This window comes from Rahnella inusitata (assembly GCF_003263515.1).
In the GTDB taxonomy this organism is placed as follows: domain Bacteria; phylum Pseudomonadota; class Gammaproteobacteria; order Enterobacterales; family Enterobacteriaceae; genus Rahnella; species Rahnella inusitata.
Genome location: NZ_JYDE01000048.1, coordinates 1 through 20,118 on the forward strand (window position 1 = coordinate 1; position 20,118 = coordinate 20,118).

The 20,118-nt window shown below is 53.4% G+C and carries 15 protein-coding genes and 1 riboswitch; of the genes, 5 read left to right on the forward strand and 10 right to left on the reverse strand.

Going from position 1 to position 20,118, the window contains the following annotated elements:
• Positions 1-172 precede the first annotated feature (172 nt).
• Together murI and btuB are read right to left on the reverse strand one after the other, a co-directional pair.
• Positions 173-1,054, reverse strand: a complete 882-nt coding sequence (gene murI / locus TU92_RS21955; protein ID WP_112169497.1) for a glutamate racemase — start codon at positions 1,052-1,054, stop codon at positions 173-175.
• Positions 999-2,864 (reverse strand): TonB-dependent vitamin B12 receptor BtuB, encoded by a 1,866-nt coding sequence (btuB, locus tag TU92_RS21960; RefSeq protein WP_112169499.1) that lies wholly within the window; start codon positions 2,862-2,864, stop codon positions 999-1,001. The genes murI and btuB overlap by 56 nt, the downstream gene beginning before the upstream one ends.
• A gap of 71 nt (positions 2,865-2,935) precedes the next feature.
• Positions 2,936-3,187, reverse strand: a riboswitch (cobalamin riboswitch).
• A gap of 248 nt (positions 3,188-3,435) precedes the next feature.
• Here btuB and trmA point away from each other — a divergent pair.
• Positions 3,436-4,536, forward strand: a complete 1,101-nt coding sequence (gene trmA / locus TU92_RS21965; RefSeq protein ID WP_112169501.1) for a tRNA (uridine(54)-C5)-methyltransferase TrmA — start codon at positions 3,436-3,438, stop codon at positions 4,534-4,536.
• A 65-nt stretch (positions 4,537-4,601) separates the two neighbouring features.
• Here the strand turns inward: trmA and bglB are convergent, their stop codons facing one another.
• The 4 genes from bglB to fabR form a co-directional block, all read right to left on the reverse strand.
• The gene (bglB, locus tag TU92_RS21970; protein WP_112169503.1) at positions 4,602-5,741 is read right to left on the reverse strand and encodes a beta-galactosidase BglB; all 1,140 of its coding nucleotides are present in this window, start codon (positions 5,739-5,741) and stop codon (positions 4,602-4,604) included.
• Positions 5,742-5,761: 20 nt separating this feature from the next.
• On the reverse strand, positions 5,762-7,348 hold the full coding sequence (locus tag TU92_RS21975) for an MFS transporter (protein ID WP_112169505.1): 1,587 nt from the start codon (positions 7,346-7,348) through the stop codon (positions 5,762-5,764).
• A 312-nt stretch (positions 7,349-7,660) separates the two neighbouring features.
• Complete coding sequence (locus tag TU92_RS21980; RefSeq protein WP_112169507.1) at positions 7,661-8,017, reverse strand: YijD family membrane protein; 357 nt, start codon at positions 8,015-8,017, stop codon at positions 7,661-7,663.
• Positions 7,992-8,669, reverse strand: a complete 678-nt coding sequence (gene fabR / locus TU92_RS21985) for an HTH-type transcriptional repressor FabR (RefSeq protein ID WP_167457529.1) — start codon at positions 8,667-8,669, stop codon at positions 7,992-7,994. The genes TU92_RS21980 and fabR overlap by 26 nt, the downstream gene beginning before the upstream one ends.
• Positions 8,670-8,881: 212 nt before the next feature.
• On the opposite strand from fabR, the gene sthA reads away from it, so the two are divergent.
• Positions 8,882-10,282, forward strand: coding sequence for a Si-specific NAD(P)(+) transhydrogenase (gene sthA / locus TU92_RS21990; RefSeq protein WP_056774645.1), 1,401 nt, complete (start codon positions 8,882-8,884; stop codon positions 10,280-10,282).
• Here sthA and oxyR read toward each other — a convergent pair.
• Complete coding sequence (gene oxyR / locus TU92_RS21995; RefSeq protein WP_112169511.1) at positions 10,265-11,188, reverse strand: DNA-binding transcriptional regulator OxyR; 924 nt, start codon at positions 11,186-11,188, stop codon at positions 10,265-10,267. The two genes, sthA and oxyR, sit on opposite strands and share 18 nt — an antisense overlap.
• 160 nt (positions 11,189-11,348) lie before the next feature.
• On the opposite strand from oxyR, the gene TU92_RS22000 reads away from it, so the two are divergent.
• Entirely contained in the window at positions 11,349-12,110 is a 762-nt protein-coding gene (locus TU92_RS22000; RefSeq protein WP_112169513.1) for a glutathione peroxidase, read from the forward strand.
• Between the two features lie 287 nt (positions 12,111-12,397).
• Here TU92_RS22000 and argH read toward each other — a convergent pair whose 3' ends face one another.
• The 3 genes from argH to argC form a co-directional block, all read right to left on the reverse strand.
• Complete coding sequence (gene argH / locus TU92_RS22005; RefSeq protein ID WP_112169515.1) at positions 12,398-13,774, reverse strand: argininosuccinate lyase; 1,377 nt, start codon at positions 13,772-13,774, stop codon at positions 12,398-12,400.
• Between the two features lie 74 nt (positions 13,775-13,848).
• Entirely contained in the window at positions 13,849-14,622 is a 774-nt protein-coding gene (gene argB / locus TU92_RS22010; RefSeq protein ID WP_112169517.1) for an acetylglutamate kinase, read from the reverse strand.
• A 129-nt stretch (positions 14,623-14,751) separates the two neighbouring features.
• Positions 14,752-15,756, reverse strand: a complete 1,005-nt coding sequence (gene argC, locus TU92_RS22015) for an N-acetyl-gamma-glutamyl-phosphate reductase (protein WP_112169519.1) — start codon at positions 15,754-15,756, stop codon at positions 14,752-14,754.
• A 223-nt stretch (positions 15,757-15,979) separates the two neighbouring features.
• On the opposite strand from argC, the gene argE reads away from it, so the two are divergent.
• Entirely contained in the window at positions 15,980-17,131 is a 1,152-nt protein-coding gene (gene argE, locus TU92_RS22020) for an acetylornithine deacetylase (RefSeq protein ID WP_112169521.1), read from the forward strand.
• A gap of 301 nt (positions 17,132-17,432) precedes the next feature.
• On the forward strand, positions 17,433-20,078 hold the full coding sequence (ppc, locus tag TU92_RS22025) for a phosphoenolpyruvate carboxylase (RefSeq protein WP_112169523.1): 2,646 nt from the start codon (positions 17,433-17,435) through the stop codon (positions 20,076-20,078).
• Positions 20,079-20,118 lie beyond the last annotated feature (40 nt).

Here is a 20,118-nt window from a genome sequence, read left to right on the forward strand (position 1 = left end):
GAAGAGTCAAGAGATTATTCATTTGAACTTTCATCTTTTTTTCTTCCTGTCCGAGCGACTTCTCAGTCGTTGTTCCCGGTCAGTGGAGGCGCATTATAGGGAGTTCTCAGAAGGCCGCAACCCCTAAAATACAAATAATTTACTGACCGCTGATTCTTTCACCAAATGCCGTTTAAAGCGGCAATTCCTGGATACTTCTGAAGCCATATGACTGTAAAACAGGCAGTAAACTTTGCGCCTCGGCGGTCATCGCCATGCAGTAGGCGACACTCTCTATTTGCACGTCTGCTTTTTTCTGTGGAATAGGCACATGCGACGTCTCAATTAACCAATGTGCACGGCGGGCAATCGCAGAACCGGAGTCGATCATACGTGTGCCGTCGGGTAAAACCTGCGCGAGCTCTTCGGAAAGCAACGGAAAATGCGTGCAGCCTAATACGACGGTGTCCGGCGGTTCACGCAAACGTAGCCACGGATGGAGGATTTTCTTCAGTGCCGCCAGTGAGACCTCTTCACCATGCAGCTTCGCTTCCGCCAGCTCGACCAGTTCCGCTGAGCCCAGCATCAGAATCTGACAATCCGTCGCAAACCGCGCCACCAGATCATGCGTATAAGGACGCTGAACTGTTGCGCGCGTTGCCAGTAATCCCACAACGCCGTTACGCGTTAGTTTCGCAGCAGGTTTGATCGCAGGTACAACGCCAACAACCGGGCAGCTGAATTTAGCGCGCAATGCAGGAAGTGAGACGGTGCTAGCAGTGTTACAGGCAATGACGATAATAAAGAGGGGATGGCGTTTCGCGACGGCGGTGACAATCTCGACCACACGTTCGACGATGAACTCTTCAGATTTCTCGCCGTAAGGAAAAGCGACATTATCGAAGGCATAGATATAGTGCAGGTCCGGCAACATCTGCCGGACCTCTTGATAAACTGACAGCCCGCCGACGCCGGAATCGAAAACCAGCACCGTCGGGCGGCCAGGAACCTGGGTTGTATCAGAAGGTATAGCTTCCAGTAAGGTAGAACTCACGTCCTGGTGTGGCATAGCCATAAGCCGTCTCGTAATCTTTATCAAACAAGTTGGCAATTCTACCACGAACCGTCAGATGTGAGGTTACGGGATATGATGCAGCAAGATCCCATAAGCTTACGCCGCCAAGCTTAACCGTCTGATAAGGATACGACCCGTAGTCGGTGTCGTAACGCTGCCCCAGATATTGGTAATTGATGGACCAGTCAATGTCAGCCACATTCCAGTCAATTTGGTATTTCACCTGCTGTTTGGCCCGACGCGCCAAAATTTCGTTGGTCTCGGCATTACGTGGGTCGAGATATTCAAGCGTAATCTGGTGCTGCAACGGGCCGGTATCGAATGAGCCGGTCCATTCAACGCCTTTGATGGTCGCCTTGCCGATGTTGTAATAACCGAAGTTTGAATTGTCATAAGCGATCATCTGGTCGATGTCGTTACGATACACCGATAAACGCCAGTCCAGCGGACCGGTCAGACCTTCCAGTCCCCCTTCCCACTGCTTGCTCTCTTCAGGCTTAAGATCTGGATTGCCGCCAAAACCGCTATAAAGCTGCCCCAGGTTCGGGGATTTATAGGCCGTACCGTAAGAACCAATCAGACGATATCCATCGATGAATTCCCACGCCGCGCTGCTCTGCCAGGTAGTGTGCTGGCCAAACTGGGAGTTATCGTCACTGCGCACTGCGCCTTCAAGCGTCACATCGCTGATTTTCTGCTGAGTCGTCAGATAAACGCCGGTGTTATGCTGGTTATAGCCATCATCCAGAGCGCTAGTGCCCGGCTCAGTGGTCAGCTTCTGCCAGTCAAGACCGGCGCTGACTTCACCTTTCCAGATCTGGAATGTGTTGCCCCATTGCACGTTGTACTGATCGGAGTCATCCAGCGACGCCGACGCATCGTAAGGACCGTATTTCGGATCGTAGTTGTAGTCTTTAACGTGGCTGTAGCTGCCGATGAGCTGCGTAGCGTAGATACCGTTCTCGTAACGCAAACCGGTGTCGTACGTGCGGCTGTAGAGCTGGCGGGTATCGATAAGCGCACTGTCCGGCGAAGAGTAGGCGTCATAAGCGGTACGGTTGTCGTAGCCGTACGCACGGGCAAAGCCGCTGATTTCCTGATTAAACTGATGTTGCAGCGCCAGATACAGCGTCTTGCTCATGAAACCGTCGCGGTCAGGCTGAGGTACGCCACCGGTATTGCCATCTGCGACAACGTCGATGCCACGGGTATAGGTGTAATCCCCGGCCGCCGTCAGCGTAGTGTTTTCACCCAGCTTCTGCTGTGTGGAGCCATTATAGTTCTGGTAACCGTGAGAGCCCACGCCTGCGCCAAGCGTCGTGCCATCTTTATCACGCGTGGTGATAATGTTAACAACACCCCCGATCGCATCAGAGCCATAAACCGCAGAGCGCGGCCCACGAATGAATTCAATACGCTGAACCAGTGAAAGCGGGATCTGGCTGATATCCGCGGCGCCGGAAATACCGGCCTGATTAAGACGCACACCGTCGATTAAGACTAACGTGTGGCTGGAATTGGTGCCGCGAACGAATAAAGACGTCTGCTGCCCCAGTCCGCCATTCTGGGCAATATCGACACCCGGTAAACGACGTAATACATCGGCGACAGATTTTGACTGCCATCTGTCGATATCATCACGCGTCACCACATCGGTCGGTGCCAGTACGGAAGACACCGGCTGTGGAAAACGGTTAGCCGTGACGACCAGATTATCGCTGCTGTTGTCTGTGGAAGTACTGTCTTGCGCCCACCCTGAAAAAGCCGTGACGGATAATGCCGTCAACAGCACGTGCTTTTTAATTGTCATGAATCGAGCATCCAAACTTAATTGGCGGATGCCGCAGAGGATCACCGACGGTATTTCGCGACGACGATGATTAATGCGACGTAACATCGGCAGGTCTTCGGACTTAGGATTTGCAGGCTTATTCATTACAAGAGAAGTAATTAAGATAACCCACACCGGGCGATGACTTCCCATTCCCTCTTTCTTATCTATATAGAAAGAAGAAACAGTGTCTGCATTATAAAGAATGCGATCGCCGTGATTTCCCCATACCGCTGCGCGCCAGTTCCGGATTCACACCGGATTCCCTTTTAACTCAGTCATGAGGCCGAACGGCAATCGTACGATCAACCCATTTGGAAATCCAGACATCCGTAATGACTCCCCCTGTTTGCCCAACGTTATTGGCGGTAGAACAAGGCAATAAAGGAGAGAATCCCGATGAGCTGACTCTGGTCAGTGATTCGGGTAAACGAATGCAGCTAACGCGGTTATAAGGTTAAGGACGACGGGGAAAGCTGGACTTTGCAGTGTGATTCCCTAGAATCCCCCAAAAGTTTGTCCATTTACCCCCAGTTAGACGAGATAACCGATGACGCCTGAAAACCTGCCCATTGAACAGTACGACGACCAGCTGGCGGAAAAGACCGCACGTCTCACGGCGATGATGTCGCCTTTTAATGCGCCGCAGCCTGACGTTTTCCGTTCTCCGGTCAGCCATTATCGTATGCGTGCCGAATTCCGCGTCTGGCACGACGAAGGCGACCTGTACCATATTATGTTTGATCAGCAGACCAAAGCCCGCGTGCGTGTGGACCAGTTCCCGGCCGGCAGCGAGCTGATTAACCGTCTAATGCCAGTGCTGATCGCCGCCGTGAAGCAAGATCCGGCTCTGCGCCGTAAGATCTTCCAGATCGACTATCTTTCGACACGCAGCGGTAAAATCATCGCCTCTTTGCTGTACCACCGTAAGCTTGATGAAGAATGGCAGCAGGCCGCCACGCTACTACGCGACCAGCTTCGCGCCGACGGGTTTGATATCCAGCTGATTGGCCGCGCCGCCAAAACCAAAATCATGCTCGATCAGGATTATATTGATGAAGTCCTGCCGGTCGCAGGCCGCGATATGATTTACCGTCAGGTAGAAAATAGCTTCACTCAGCCAAACGCCGAGATGAATATTCAGATGCTGGAGTGGGCACTGGACGCCACGCAAAACTCGACCGGCGATTTGCTGGAACTTTACTGCGGCAACGGCAATTTCTCTCTGGCACTGGCGCGCAATTTCCGCCGGGTGCTGGCGACAGAAATTGCCAAACCGTCAGTAGCGGCAGCGCAGTTCAACATTGCGGCAAACCATATCGACAATGTGCAAATCATCCGCATGGCTGCTGAAGACTTCACTCAGGCACTGAACGGCGTACGTGAATTCCGTCGTCTGCAGGATGTGGATTTAAGCGGATATGAATGCAATACGATATTTGTCGATCCACCGCGCAGCGGGCTGGATGATGAAACCGTGAAGATGGTGCAGGGCTATGACCGTATTTTGTATATCTCCTGTAACCCGGAAACGCTTTGTGCGAATCTGGAAACGCTGAGCCAGACACACCGCGTCACGCGCCTCGCGTTGTTCGATCAGTTCCCGTACACCCACCATATGGAATCCGGCGTTCTGCTGGAAAAGATCTGATCGGCGAAAACTAAAAGAAAAAGCGGGCACCTCAGCGTGCCCGTTTTTTTACTGCCGCAAGATAATTACAAGTACACGCGCAGATATTCTGACAGACACAGAATCGCCATCGCCTGCCCGTAAGGCATCGACGTCAGCGCAATCTGGCGGTAAAACTCAAGGTCTGATCCCATCGCTGTACCGAACGACGTTTGCGTCAGTTCCCCCGCCGGATTGATATGTTTAATCACGCCCTGAATGGCTTTCTCCGCCACCGGCGCATAAGACGCGTCGATATAACGCTTACGCACCGCTTTCAGAATACCGTACGCAAAGCCAGCCGTGGCCGAGCTTTCAAGATAAGAGTGCGGGTCGTCGAGCAGCGTGTGCCATAAACCACTGTCGTCCTGACATTTCGCCAGCGCGCTGACCTGGCTTTCCAGCACCTGCAATAAATAGCGGCGGGTCGCGTTATTTTCCGGCAAATCCACCAGTTCGAGGAATTCAGGAATGGCGATGGTCAGCCAGCTGTTGCCACGCGCCCAGCGTGCCTGCGCAAAGTTATGATGCCCGTCGAACGTCCAGCCGTGGAACCACAGACCGGTCTGGCGATCCATCAGATATTGCACGTGGATCAGAAACTGATACGTCGCTTCTTCGATAAATTCAGGACGACCCAGCAGTTTACCAATTTTCGCCAGCGGCAGAACGCTCATCATCAGCGTGTCGTCCCACATCTGCTGATGGTTTTCATTGTTATAAACAATGTGCTGCATCGCGCCTTTATCCGTGCGCGGCATTTCGAACATCACCCATTCAGCCCAGCGCTCAAGATAAGGGCGCCACTCTTCATTCCCCGTTTCCTCGTAGCGATACGCCAGCGTCAGGAACGGGCTCATCGTATTGACGTTTTTGGTTGGCGTGCCTTCCGTCAGGCGTGCGGTAAACCAGTCGTCGATCACTGCACGCATCTTTTCATCGCCGGTCTGCTGATAATACTGATAGATGCCGTAGAGTCCGATGCCGTGCGTCCATTCCCAGCCCGCCCAGCCTTTGGTGTCAATCACGCGGCCATCGTCCAGCCGCAACAGGAACTCACCGGTTTTATCTTCGATATTCACCAGATTGTCGGTCACATTGTGAATCAGCGCTTTCAGTTCGTTGCGTGAGATGAAATGCTCCGGCTGACGCAGCAAGGCACTGTGTTTAACTTCAAATACTTTCATAACGTTCTCCTGTGAATGGATTACAAACGTCCCTGGACCGGCACTTCGGCGGTATTTTCTCGGGTCAGCTTTTCAGGTGGCGGGTTATTGCGATGCAGATAACCGATATTGTTATTGCCCCACAGAGATTCGTATTTCATCCCTGTCAGCATTTCGACAGTGGCGCGATCTTCCGGCGTGATCTGCTCCGGCACGATGCGATTTGCTTCGCGCATCTTGTGCGTTTCACGGGTCAGCACGCCATGTGTTCTCTGATTGAGGCGGAAGAACAGCGAGATGATAAAGCCCATGCTAAGCATCAGCAGTGAACCGAACACCAAAACACCCAGAATGGTATGACCGACCGCAGGCACCTGCTGGCTCTGGCCGGAAACAAACCCGGCGAGTTGCAGGATAATCCCCACCAGCATCACTGCACCGGCCTGCGAGGCTTTGCGGGTCAGGGTCATCACGCCAGCGAAAATCCCTTCGCGGCGCTGGCCGGTGATGGTTTCATCCACGTCAGCGATATAGGTGTAGATATTCCACGGCACGTAGTTGATCCCCCCGCGTCCCAGACCGGCCAGCGCAGAAATCAGCAACAACAGTGACATTGAGTCATTCATCCCGGCGTAATACAGGCCACCATAGGAAATCGCCGCCAGCCCGAAGAGTGTCACCGCCAGCCGGTAAGACGGCGCCGGTCCAAAACGGATACACAACGGGATCATTCCGATGACCGCAACAAATTGCAGAATTGCCATCATGCCCATCAGGTTTGAAGCGACGGCGGCGCTTTGCATCAGCACGAACACCACGTAATAAGTGAACACGGCGTTAAAAACGTCCTGTGCAATGTAGCCGCCCAGATACAAACCGAGATGCTGACGAAAAATCTTGATGCGCAGCGTTGAAGACAATTCGACTTTCAGACGCTTCAGGCTCTGTGACAGCGTCAGCTGCTGCCGCTCACGTTCAATTTTCTTAGTCGCTTCCGATTTCAGCTCTTCAGGACGTTCCCATGTAAAGAAATACACCAGCGTCAGCACCAGTGAACAAATCACCGCGAAGACCAGACTCGAATAGAAGAAGGAGATGGCGTTATCTTTGCCGAAATGCTGTAACAGAATGCCGGGCAGGAACGCCGCCAGAATCGCTGACAGCTGTGCCAGCGCGATGCGCGCACCAGAGAATTTGGTTTTCTGTTTGAAATCATCGGTCATTTCCGGGACCAGCGTTTCATACGGCACCAAAATCATGGTGTAGACGATATCGAACAGCAGATACGTCAGCAGATAATAGACGTACCCCATTTCGCCCACCCACATAAAGCTGTAGCTGAAGACGCAGGGAATACCGAGCAGAATAAAGAATTTACGGCGGCCAAAGCGTTTGCCGAGCCAGGTATTGCCGAAGTTATCGGTGAGATACCCCATCAGCGGGCTGAGAACCGCATCGGCGACGCGTGCGGTCGCGAAAATGAACGTTGCCTGAATGGGCGAAAGCCCGCAGAACGTCGTGTAGAAATACAATAACCAGGCCGCAGTCAGCGCGGTCGTGCCTGCACCGAGGAAATCCCCGGAACCATAAGCGATATAAGTGAAGAATCCGATCTTACGTGTTTTCATTGCCGTGTTGCCCCTGTTAATCACCTTTAGGCGTAGGCTGAATGCGAACGAAAATGCGTCGTCCGGCCATGATTCAAATTAGCGAGGAGCCGACATGAAAACCTTTTGGTTTTTGCCACCCGGATGCACTTTATGGCAAAGAAATAAAGAAGTGGGCGATCTACATCTAAATTATGAACATGGGTTTGATATTAATGAAATGACAGTTCATTAAGAGGGAGGGAAATGCTTAGCGGAGAGAATAAGTCGAGCGAGGGCGCATAAAAAAGGCAATCCGCAGATTGCCTTCAGGAAGGTGAAAGAGAAAACGCGTTACGTGGACGATTTGCGCTTTTTCAGTTTTACACCAATCCACAATACCAGCGCCACACAGATAAGCGACGGTAAGAAATTCGAGCCTAATTCAGGATACTCAGCGCGGACAATCGTGCTGTACAACAGCAGGCCCAGCAGGAAACAGGCCGCCGCCATCCCCGGTAAGCCTTTCGGCATTTCACCTTTGTGGTAGCGAACGTGCAGACAATACACCGCTAACACCAGAGTAATAATCGGGAATATCGAAAACGCGACGACAGAGCTGAATAACGCATCAAATGTGCCGCTGATCGACAGCCCGGCAATTAAAGACAAAACCAGAGTGCCATTATCCTGGTTCGCTTGTTCGGTCATCTTCTTTACCTCGGGTCTTATTAATGGGGGTCACCGCCGTGCGTTCCTGCTGACGGCGATACCAGTAATACGCACCTTTAGAAATCATCCGCAATTGCAGTACCAGACGCTCTTCGAGCTGACGGCGCTGCGCGAGGTCAACATCCAGCGCTTCCGCACCGGCGTTAAACACGATAATTACCATGGCTTCCGCCTGCGCCTCCGTAAAACTGCGCGGCATATGGTTTTCGAGTTGCAGATAGTCGGCAAGTTCCGCAATAAAATGCTGAATTTCACGGGCGACGGCGGCACGAAACGCTGAAGAGGTCCCGGAACGTTCACGCAGCAACAGCCGGAATGCGTTAGGGTTATTGCCGATGAACTCCATAAACGTCGAGACCGAGGTGCGGATTACGCTGCCGCCTTTGGCAATACGCTGACGCGCCTGACGCATCAGCTGGCGCAGCATCAGACCACTTTCATCCACCATCGTCAGACCGAGTTCATCCACATCACGGAAGTGCCGGTAAAAGGACGTCGGCGCAATGCCTGCTTCGCGCGAGACCTCACGCAAACTCAGACTGGCGAAGCTGCGCTCAGCACTGAGTTGGCTGAAAGCCGCCTCAATCAGCGTGCGACGCGTACGCTCTTTTTGTTGTGCTCTGACTCCCATAACCTTCATCCGGATAGTGTTCTTCTTTTTAGTTGTTAGCCCGACATGGTGTCACTATACCAAAATTTTTATCGGTCCGAGTCATAGAAACAGCAGCATAAAGTGGGTCTGAATGTTGCAACATTCCCATTAAATGACAACTGCATGTGGGGTAAATAGGTGTAATATGTTACTTTCTCGTTGTGATTTTGTATAAAAATAGGTTTCGAACAATGCAACAGCACTCACATTTTGATGCCATCATCATTGGCTCAGGCCCTGGCGGAGAAGGCGCCGCGATGGGACTGGTTAAACAAGGCGCCAGAGTTGCTGTCATCGAACGCTATAACAACGTCGGTGGCGGTTGTACACATTGGGGCACCATCCCTTCCAAAGCACTGCGTCACGCCGTCAGCCGAATCATCGAATTTAACCAGAATCCGCTCTACAGCGATAACTCGCGCACCATGAGTTCCAGCTTTCCCGATATCCTGCGTCATGCGGATTCGGTCATTAATCAGCAAACCCGCATGCGTCAGGGTTTCTACGAAAGAAACCAGTGCCAGCTGTTTTCCGGCGACGCCAGTTTTGTCGATGCTAATACCATCAGCATCCGCTACGCCGACGGCACGCATGAGCAGATCACCGCGGATAACATCGTCATCGCCTGTGGCTCACGCCCATACCGCCCGGCCAACGTCGATTTTGGTCACCCGCGCATTTATGACAGCGATTTAATCCTTGAACTCAGCCATGAACCGCGCCACGTGATTATTTACGGTGCGGGCGTGATCGGTTGCGAATATGCGTCGATCTTCCGTGGTCTGAACGTCAAAGTGGATTTAATCAACACCCGCGACCGCCTGCTGTCTTTCCTTGATCAGGAAATGTCAGACGCGCTTTCGTACCACTTCTGGAATAACGGCGTGGTTATCCGCCATAACGAAGAGTTCGAGAAGATTGAAGGTGTGGAAGATGGTGTGATTATGCACCTGAAATCCGGTAAGAAAGTGAAAGCCGATGCGCTGCTTTACGCGAACGGTCGCACCGGTAACACGGACAAACTGGGTCTGGAAAATATCGGGCTGGAAGCAGACAGCCGTGGCTTGCTGAAAGTAAACAGCATGTATCAGACCGCACTGTCGCACATTTATGCTGTCGGTGATGTGATTGGTTACCCAAGTCTGGCGTCAGCGGCTTATGATCAGGGACGCATTGCCGCACAGGCGATGATCCAGGGCGAAGCCAAAGTCCATTTGATCGAAAACATTCCGACCGGGATTTACACCATTCCGGAGATAAGTTCGGTGGGTAAAACCGAGCAGGAACTGACGTCGATGAAAGTCCCATACGAAGTTGGCCGCGCGCAGTTTAAGCATCTGGCTCGCGCACAAATCGCCGGCATGAACGTGGGCAGTCTGAAATTACTGTTCCATCGTGAAACCAAGGAAATTCTGGGCATTCACTGTTTCGGTGAGCGTGCCGCCGAAATCATTCATATCGGGCAGGCGATCATGGAACAGAAAGGTGAAGGTAATACTATCGAGTATTTCGTCAATACCACCTTCAACTATCCGACCATGGCCGAAGCCTATCGCGTGGCTGCGCTAAACGGATTAAACCGCCTTTTTTAAGGCAGCGGCGTTATCCCAGTAAGCCTGCATATGTTCTTTGATAGCTTCGGCAAGCTGTTCGTAACGCCCGCGCAGTGGCGAACCAGGGCGATAAACCAGTGCGATCGTGCGCCGGGGCTCCGGTTTGTCACAGGTAAGATAAGTCACACCATCACGGCTGCGCTCACGCGGCACGGCCAGTGATGGCAGTAACGTAATCCCGCTTCCTGCCGCGACCATGTTGCGCAGCGTTTCAAGACTGGTGGCGCGGAAGTGGGTATCTTCATCCGCACCCGCCTGGAAGCAAAAACCGAGCGCCTGATCGCGCAGACAGTGGCCATCTTCCAGCATCAGCAGTTTCTCACCGGCCAGATCGGCCATCGCCACACGATCGCGCGATGCCCACGGATGATCGTCATAGATTGCCAGCTTCATCGGCTCGTCAAACAGCGGCACTTCAATAAACGCTTCGCTCTCCTTCACCAGCGCCAGAATGGCACAATCGAGCTTTCCGCTGTCGAGCTGCGCCAGCAACTGATGGGTTTGCGCTTCGTGCAGATACATTTCCAGTTTCGGAAAAGTTTTGTGCAGTGTTGGAATAATTTGCGGCAACAGGTAAGGCCCGACGGTTGGGATCAGACCGATATGCATCGGCCCGGACATCGCTTCGCCCTGCTGGCTTGCCATCTCTTTGAGCACTTTTACTTCACGCAACACCGTGCGCGCCTGATCCACCAGCAGCAGACCGGCTTGTGTGAACAGTACTTTGCGGCTGGTTCTTTCGAGCAGCATGACGCCAAGCTCATCTTCCAGCTTACGGATTTGCCCGCTCAGCGTTGGCTGGCTGACGTGGCATGAATCTGCGGCGCGGCGGAAGTGACGAAACTCTGCCAGTGCTACCAGATACTCTAAATCACGAATGTTCATTTTTCCCCCAGTCCCTCATAGGCAATGCGATAGCCGTTAACGATAGATAAGATAGCAACCAACGATTATATCTATCAACCACAATCGTTAATAATGCCCCCCATCGAAACGGCGCCGCCGAAAACATTGTTCAATTTATAGATTAATTAAGAGGTTATTCATGTTTGCAAGCCAGGAAGGGAAACACGTACCACACGTTACTTTTCACACCCGTCAGGGCGACCAATGGGTTGACCTCACGACGGATGAGCTGTTCAAAAATAAAACAGTGATCGTCTTTTCACTGCCGGGGGCATTTACCCCAACCTGTTCTTCGAGCCACCTGCCGCGTTACAACGAGCTGGCTCCGGTGTTCAAAAGCCATGGCGTAGACAGCATTCTGTGCGTCTCCGTGAATGACACCTTCGTGATGAACGCGTGGAAAGCAGAACAAAGCGCCGCCAACATCACCTTCATTCCGGACGGTAACGGCGAGTTCACCAAAGGGATGGACATGCTGGTGGAAAAAGCCGATTTAGGCTTCGGTCCGCGTTCATGGCGCTATTCCATGCTGGTGCGTAACGGCGTGGTCGAGAAAATGTTCGTCGAGCCAAACAAGCCGGGCGACCCGTTTGAAGTGTCTGATGCAGACACCATGCTGAAGTACCTGGCACCAGAATATAAAGTGCAGGAGTCCGTTTCCGTGTTCACTAAACCGGGCTGTCCGTTCTGTGCTAAAGCCAAACAGATGCTGCAGGAACGCGGTATCCAGTACGAAGAAATTGTATTAGGTAAAGACGCGACCACCGTCAGCCTGCGTGCCGTTACAGGCCGTGCGACCGTGCCGCAGGTCTTCATCGGTGGACGCCACATCGGCGGAAGCGACGATCTGGATGTTTACCTGCATTCAGAAACTCAGGAAGTGTGCGAAGTTGCACAATAAGTGTCAGTGAATACCCACAGTAAGAAATAAGACAAGAGTCCCTGTATTACCAACAAAAAAGCAAAGTTAGACTACGTGAACTTTCGGCGGACCTTGGGTCCGCCTTTTTTTTGCTTCATCCATCCCTGTTCTGAGATCCCACGTGTTTTTATGACCTTCTGCTGCGACACTTTGCGGTCGATACATTTTGTATGGCAGGACGATGATGACGCAAAGGCCGGGGGCATGGAAAAAGAGTGAATTTTGAAGAGGGATCCCCCCCTTTGCAGGGGGAGAAACGCAAAGACTTACAGCCCTAAACGGGTTTTCGCATCGGCAATCGCCTGTGCAACCTGCTGAGGAGACACGCCGCCTTTGGCTGCGCGTTTGTCGAGGCAGGATTGCAGCTCGAGAATCGGGTACACATCGTCGCCAATCACGCTGCTGAATTTCTGCAAATCTTGCAAAGACAACGCTTCCAGCGCTTTACCCTGATTGATCGCTTCCACTACCGCTTCACCCACAATATGGTGCGCTTCACGGAACGGGACGCCTTTGGCGACCAGATAATCCGCCAGTTCGGTGGAGTTAGCATAGCCCTGCTGCGCGGCTTCTTTCGCACGCGGACGTTTCACCTGAATGCCATCGAGCACCAGCGCCGCCATATTCAGGCAATCCATCCAGGTGTCGAGCGCGTCGAACAGCCCTTCTTTGTCTTCCTGCATGTCCTTGTTGTAGGCCAGCGGCAAGCCTTTCATGGTCATCATCATGCCGGTCAGTGCGCCCTGCACGCGGCCACATTTGCCACGGATAAGCTCCAGCGCGTCCGGGTTTTTCTTCTGTGGCATCAGGGAAGAGCCGGAAGTCACACGGTCAGACAGGTCGATAAACGCCGCTTCGCCGGTGTTGAAGAAGATCAGGTCTTCGGCGAAACGGGAAAGGTGAACCATGCTGATGGCGGCGTTGGACAGCAACTCCAGCACGTGGTCGCGGTCGGAAACGCTGTCGAGACTGTTGCGGGTTGCAGACGCGAAACCTAACCAGCCGGCCAGCTGTTCACGATCCATCGGATAGGCGGTACCGGCCAGTGCGCCACAACCCAGCGGGCTGACGTCCAGACGGGTCAGGGTATCTTTCAGACGGCTTTCGTCACGCGCCAGCATTTCCACATATGCCATACACCAGTGCGCGAAGGTCACCGGCTGGGCACGTTGCAGGTGGGTGTAACCCGGCATAACCGCATCCTGATTGGCTTGTGCAGTCGCGACCAGTGCCTGTTGCAGATGATGCAATGCATCGCCAAGTTCAATCACTTGCGCCTTGCACCACAGTTTGAGGTCAGTGGCGACCTGATCGTTACGGCTGCGGCCAGTGTGCAGTTTTTTGCCGAGGTTACCGACTTTGTCGATCAGTTTGCCTTCTACCCAGCTGTGAATATCTTCTGCATCGCTGGCTAAAATAGCGCGGGGATTCGCACGGACTTCTTCCAGCAGCACGTTCAGCGCGCCTTCGAGCTCAATCTGCTCGTCAGCCGTCAGTACGTTGACGGTGACCAGCGCTTTCGACCACGCCACGGAACCGACGATATCTTGCTCTGCCAGCCGGTAATCGAAACGCAGTGAGTCATTGAGTTCTTTAAACCGCTGATCCGCCGCCTGAGTAAAACGTCCGCCCCAAAGTGCCATTTTCCCGCTCCTGAAATTTTTATACAAAAGGGCGCACTATGCTGCGCCCTGAAAAAAGTGTCTGCCGAAAGGTGTTACGCCAGAATACGTGTACCGATAGCGACGCCGTTAAACAGTGCCGGTAATTGCTCGGCGTGACGCCAGCTGGCGATATCCACCGGACGTCCGAGAGTGCGCGCAGCGTCCAGTGCGGCGTGAACTTTGACGATCATACCGTCGGTAATAATGCCCTGGTCGATCAGCTGTTCGGCCCTTTCCGCACTCATTTCCGGAATGCGCTGACCTTTGCCATCAAGAATGCCGCTGACGTCGGAAAGCAGAATCAGATCGGCACCCAGCGTGGCGGCCAGAGCTGTCGCAGCCTGATCGGCGTTGACGTTCATCAAGTCACCGGCTGCGGTGATCCCGATAGAGCTGACGATTGGCAGGTAGCCTGCGCCGGTCAGGGTGTTGATCAGCGCCGGGTTACCCGCTTCGGCTTTGCCGACGTTGCCCAGTTCTTCGCTCAGTTGCGTTACGCTGACCGAGCCACCGTCTGCCAGTGAAAGGCCGACCGCGTTGATGTGATTTTTCACGGCCCACGCCAGCAGAGTTTTGTTGGCGCTTCCGGCCAGTGCGCCGGTAATAATGTCAATCTGGTCGGCAGGCGTGACGCGCAGGCCGGCTTTCTTAACGACGGGCAGATTCAGCTTTTTCATCAGCTCATCAACCAGGCAGCCGCCACCGTGGACGATCACCAGCGGGCGCTGATATTCCTGACGATAAGCGACGACCGCCATGAACAGGCGCTCAAGTGCTTCTTCATTATCCAGCAACACTCCACCCAATTTGATGACTAACGGATTCATAGCTGTTTGCGCCTCGACCAATTGTTTATGTTAATGAATAACAATATGTTTAATTTAATCTAACATCCCTGCGCATCTGAATAAACGCTCAGGGACGGTTGTTTTTTTTGCTGACAATCTGACTGATTGTTAAAGCAGTGATTGCGTTTCCGGGAAGCCAAAGCGAATGTTCATACACTGCACCGCCTGCGCCGACGCGCCTTTCAGCACGTTATCTTCCGTCGCCACCACAATCAGATGTTCGCCTTTCACGGCAAAACCGATATCGCAGAACGGCAGCCCGACCACGTCTTTCAGCGCCGGTACGCCTTGGGTGTATAAGCGCACCAGCGGTTTATCGTGATACGCATTGTGGAAAGCTTCCGCCACGTCCTGCTCCGTCACGCCCGCTTTCAAACGACAGGTGATGGTTGCCAGAATTCCGCGCGGGAAGTTGCCCAGATGCGGCGTGAAAATCACCGGCACGCCGAGGTGCTCAGCGATTTCAGGCTCATGACGATGGCTGAACAGTTTGTAAGGTTGCAGGCTGACTTCGCAGAAACTGTTGCCCAGCGTGGCTTTACGCCCTGCGCCGCTGACGCCGCTGGTGGCGTTGATCACCGGCCACTGGCTGTCATTGAGCAATCCGTTTTCGATGAGCGGTTTGAGCGCCAGCTGTGACGCGGTCGGGTAGCAACCCGGCACGGCGATAAGCTCGGCATCTTTCAGTTTGCCCGCCTGCCATTCGGCGAGGCCGTACACGGCTTTATCCAGCAGATCGAGGTGCTGATGCTCAAAACCGTAGAATTCGGTATAAAACTCAGGTTTGCTGACGCGAAAGGCACCGGACAGGTCAAACACCACGCAGCCCGCCGCCAGAAACTGCGGAGCTAAATCGTGGCTGACTTCATGCGCGGTCGCCAGAAACACGACATCGACGCCTTTTGCGGCTTCGGCAACGTCCGTCAGCGGCAAAACAGGCAGATCGACAATACCTTTTAATTGAGGATGCAAATCAGAAAGCAACTTTCCTGCATCTGCACTTTGCGCTGAAACCGTTAAACCGGTTATGTTCATATGTGGGTGGCGATTAAGGTAAGCAGCGAGTTCAGCTCCGGCATAACCTGTGGCACCAACAATCAGCGTATTCAACATAGGGTCTGTTCACCTTCTCAACTTATCTGTATGGCTTTGCGATACAGGGACTTCAACAGGTAACAGGTGGTCACTGCGTTGTACGCCGCTCACCCGCGAGATTCAGCCGTGTCGTTTTACCTTACCGGAATTTTTTCCGGTTTCCTTACGCGCTGGCTTATTGTATTTTTATTCACAATTATTGCATGAATATGAATACTACCCTAACTAAAGGCTGTCAACAGTGAAGATGAAATTACCTCCTTTTATTGAGCTCTATCGGGCGTTAATCGCAACCCCTTCCATCAGCGCCACAGACAGCGCGTTGGATCAGAGCAATGAAACGCTAATCAACTTACTGGCAGGCTGGTTTGGAGATTTGGGCTTTAAAGTAGAAGTGCAGCCCGTGCCGGGAACCCGAAACAAATTCAATATGTTAGCCAGCACCGGTGAAGGTGCAGGCGGCTTGCTGCTGGCCGGTCATACGGACACCGTTCCGTTCGACGATGGCCGCTGGACGCGCGATCCTTTCACCCTCACCGAGCACGAAAATAAGCTCTATGGTTTGGGTACTGCCGATATGAAAGGTTTCTTCGCCTTTATCCTCGATTCACTGCGCGACGTGGATCTGACTAAACTGACTAAACCGCTGTATATTTTGGCGACCGCCGATGAAGAAACCACCATGGCCGGTGCCAGCTATTTTTCTAAAAATGCCAAAATCCGCCCTGATTGCGCGATCATCGGCGAACCGACCTCGCTGAAGCCGGTTCGTGCGCATAAAGGTCATTTATCGAACGCCATCCGCATCACCGGTCAGTCCGGCCACTCAAGCGATCCTTCGCGCGGCGTGAATGCCATTGAGCTGATGCACGAGTCGATTACCCATTTAATGACCCTGCGCAATACGTTGAAAACCCGATACAACCACAGTGGTTTCGTGATCCCCTATCCGACCATGAACTTTGGTCATATCAACGGCGGCGATGCGCCAAACCGCATCTGCGCCTGTTGTGAACTGCATATGGATATCCGCCCGCTGCCGGGTCTGACACTGTCCGAAATCAACGGCCTGCTGAACGAAGCGCTGGAGCCGGTGAGTCAGCGCTGGCCCGGACGCATCGTGATTGAAGAACTGCATCCGCCGATCCCTGGCTATGAATGTCCGCCGGATCATCAGCTGGTGCAGGTGGTTGAGAAGTTGCTGGGTGTGGAAACGGAAATCGTTAACTACTGCACCGAAGCGCCATTTATTCAGGAGCTGTGTCCGACGCTGGTGCTTGGCCCCGGTTCTATCGATCAGGCGCATCAGCCAGATGAATATATTGATACCGCGTTCATTAAACCGACACGTGAGCTGATATCTCAGGTTGTGCATCACTTCTGTTATCACTGATCCTGAATCAGGGTTGATGAAGAAACAATCAGGGCGCTCCGGGGCGCCCTTTGCTACTGTACAAAACGAGTTCGCAAAAGTGGATTAGCCAAACTGATATCGTCGCGGTTGTAATTAAATTTCAGCGACATTGCTAAAAAGACCATTTTTCACGTGAGTGATCGGGGCTTTTTGGGTTAAAACAGGGGCTGCTTTTGAAAAGTGTGGCCAGGTTGGCAGGGTGAACGGGGCAAGAATGCCTGACGGGTGAAAGTTATTTACAGAATATAAAAATTAAACGAGAGAACGGGTCAGAGGTGATATGAACGAACAATATTCCGCAATGCGAAGTAATGTCAGTACGTTAGGTAAACTGCTGGGCGATACGATCAAAGATACGTTGGGAGAACATATCCTCGATCGTGTTGAGCAAATTCGTAAACTGTCGAAATCCTCCCGCGCCGGAAACGAAGCGGATCGTCAGGAATTACTGTCAACGCTGCAAAATCTGTCGAATGATGAACTGCTGCCGGTTGCCCGCGCATTCAGCCAGTTCCTGAATTTAGCCAACGTGGCTGAGCAATATCACAGCATTTCGCCGCACGGCGAGGCGGCCAGCAATCCCGAAGCGCTGGCGTTGTTGTTCGAACGTCTGAAATCCAAAAATCTCTCTGATCAGCAATTACGTGACGCCGTTGAACAGCTTTCCATTGAACTGGTCCTGACCGCGCACCCGACCGAAATCGCCCGCAGAACGCTTATCCACAAACTGGTCGAAGTCAATAACTGCCTCAAGCAGCTCGACCACAACGATCTGGCCGATTACGAACGCAAACAGATTATGCGCCGCCTGCGCCAGTTGATCGCGCAGTCATGGCATACCGATGAAATCCGCAAAAACCGCCCTTCTCCGGTTGATGAAGCCAAATGGGGTTTTGCGGTCGTTGAAAACAGCCTGTGGGAAGGCGTTCCTGCTTTCCTGCGCGAACTCAACGAGCAGCTGGAAACCTCGCTGGATTACAAAATGCCGGTGGAAGCGGTACCGGTTCGTTTCACCTCCTGGATGGGCGGTGACCGCGATGGTAACCCGAATGTGACCGCCGATATTACCCGCCACGTCCTGTTGCTGAGCCGCTGGAAAGCGACCGACCTGTTCCTGCGCGATATCGCAGTGCTGGTATCCGAACTGTCGATGACCGAATGTACGCCTGAGCTGCGCGAGCTGGCGGGCGGTTCTGACATTATCGAGCCGTACCGTGAAATCATGAAACAGTTGCGCAGTCAGTTGACCTCCACGCAGGTCTATCTGGAAGCGCGCCTGAAAGGCGAACGCGTCACGCGTCCACATGATTTACTGGTGAAAAATGACCAACTGTGGGCACCGCTGTACGCCTGCTATCAGTCCTTGCAGGCCTGCAACATGGGCATCATCGCCAACGGTCAGTTGCTTGATACCCTGCGCCGCGTGCGCTGCTTCGGCGTACCGTTAGTGCGTATCGATGTGCGTCAGGAAAGTACCCGTCACACCGACGCCATCGCAGAAATTACCCGTTATCTGGGTCTGGGCGATTATGAAAGCTGGTCAGAATCTGACAAGCAGGCGTTCCTGATCCGCGAACTGAATTCTCAGCGTCCACTGGTCCCGCGTCATTGGGAACCGAGCGCTGATACCAAAGAAGTGCTGGATACCTGTCAGGTTATCGCTGAAGCGCCGGAAGGGTCTATTGCCGCCTATGTGATTTCCATGGCACGTACCCCGTCTGACGTGCTGGCTGTGCATCTGTTGCTGAAAGAGGCGGGTTGCCCGTTCCCGATGCCGGTCGCGCCGCTGTTCGAAACGCTGGACGATCTGAACAACGCCGACGACGTGATGAAGCAGTTGCTGAGCATCGACTGGTATCGCGGTTTCATTCAGGGCAAACAGATGGTGATGATTGGCTATTCCGACTCCGCGAAAGACGCGGGCGTGATGGCGGCGTCATGGGCGCAATACCGCGCGCAGGATGCCCTGATCAAAACCTGCGAGAAAGCGGGCATTGCTCTGACACTGTTCCACGGACGCGGCGGTTCCATTGGCCGTGGCGGTGCCCCGGCACAGGCGGCGTTACTGTCTCAGCCTCCGGGCAGCCTGAAAGGTGGACTGCGCGTAACCGAGCAGGGCGAGATGATCCGCTTCAAGTTTGGCCTGCCGGAAGTCACTATCAGCAGTCTGGCGCTGTACACCTCCGCCATTCTGGAAGCCAATCTGTTGCCACCGCCTGAGCCGAAGAAAGCCTGGGTGGACATCATGGAACAGCTGTCTGACGTGTCCTGCAAGATGTACCGTGGTTACATCCGCGAGAACAAAGACTTCGTGCCTTACTTCCGCGCCGCAACGCCGGAGCAGGAACTGGCTAAGCTTCCACTGGGTTCACGCCCTGCAAAACGTAAAGCCAGCGGTGGCGTCGAAAGCCTTCGTGCTATTCCGTGGATCTTCGCCTGGACGCAAAACCGTCTGATGCTGCCTGCCTGGCTGGGCGCTGGTGCCGGTTTGCAAGCCGTGGTGGATGACGGAAAACGTGACGAGCTGGAAACCATGTGCCGCGACTGGCCGTTCTTCTCCACCCGCATCGGGATGCTGGAAATGGTGTTTGCCAAAGCCGATCTGTGGCTGGCGGAATACTACGATCACCGTCTGGTGGAAAAAGAACTGTGGCCGCTCGGCCAGCAGCTGCGCGATCAGCTGGCCAGCGATATCAAAGTCATTCTGGCGATTTCCAACGATGATCATCTGATGGAAGATTTGCCATGGATTGCTGAATCCATCGCACTGCGTAACGTCTATACCGATCCGCTGAACGTTCTGCAGGCTGAACTGCTGCACCGTTCACGCGAACTGGAAAAAGACGGCAAGCAGGATGCCAATATCGAACAGGCACTGATGGTGACGATTGCTGGCGTGGCGGCAGGTATGCGCAATACCGGCTAGTAATGTCTCAACGCTCTAAAGCAAAAACCCGCGAATTCGC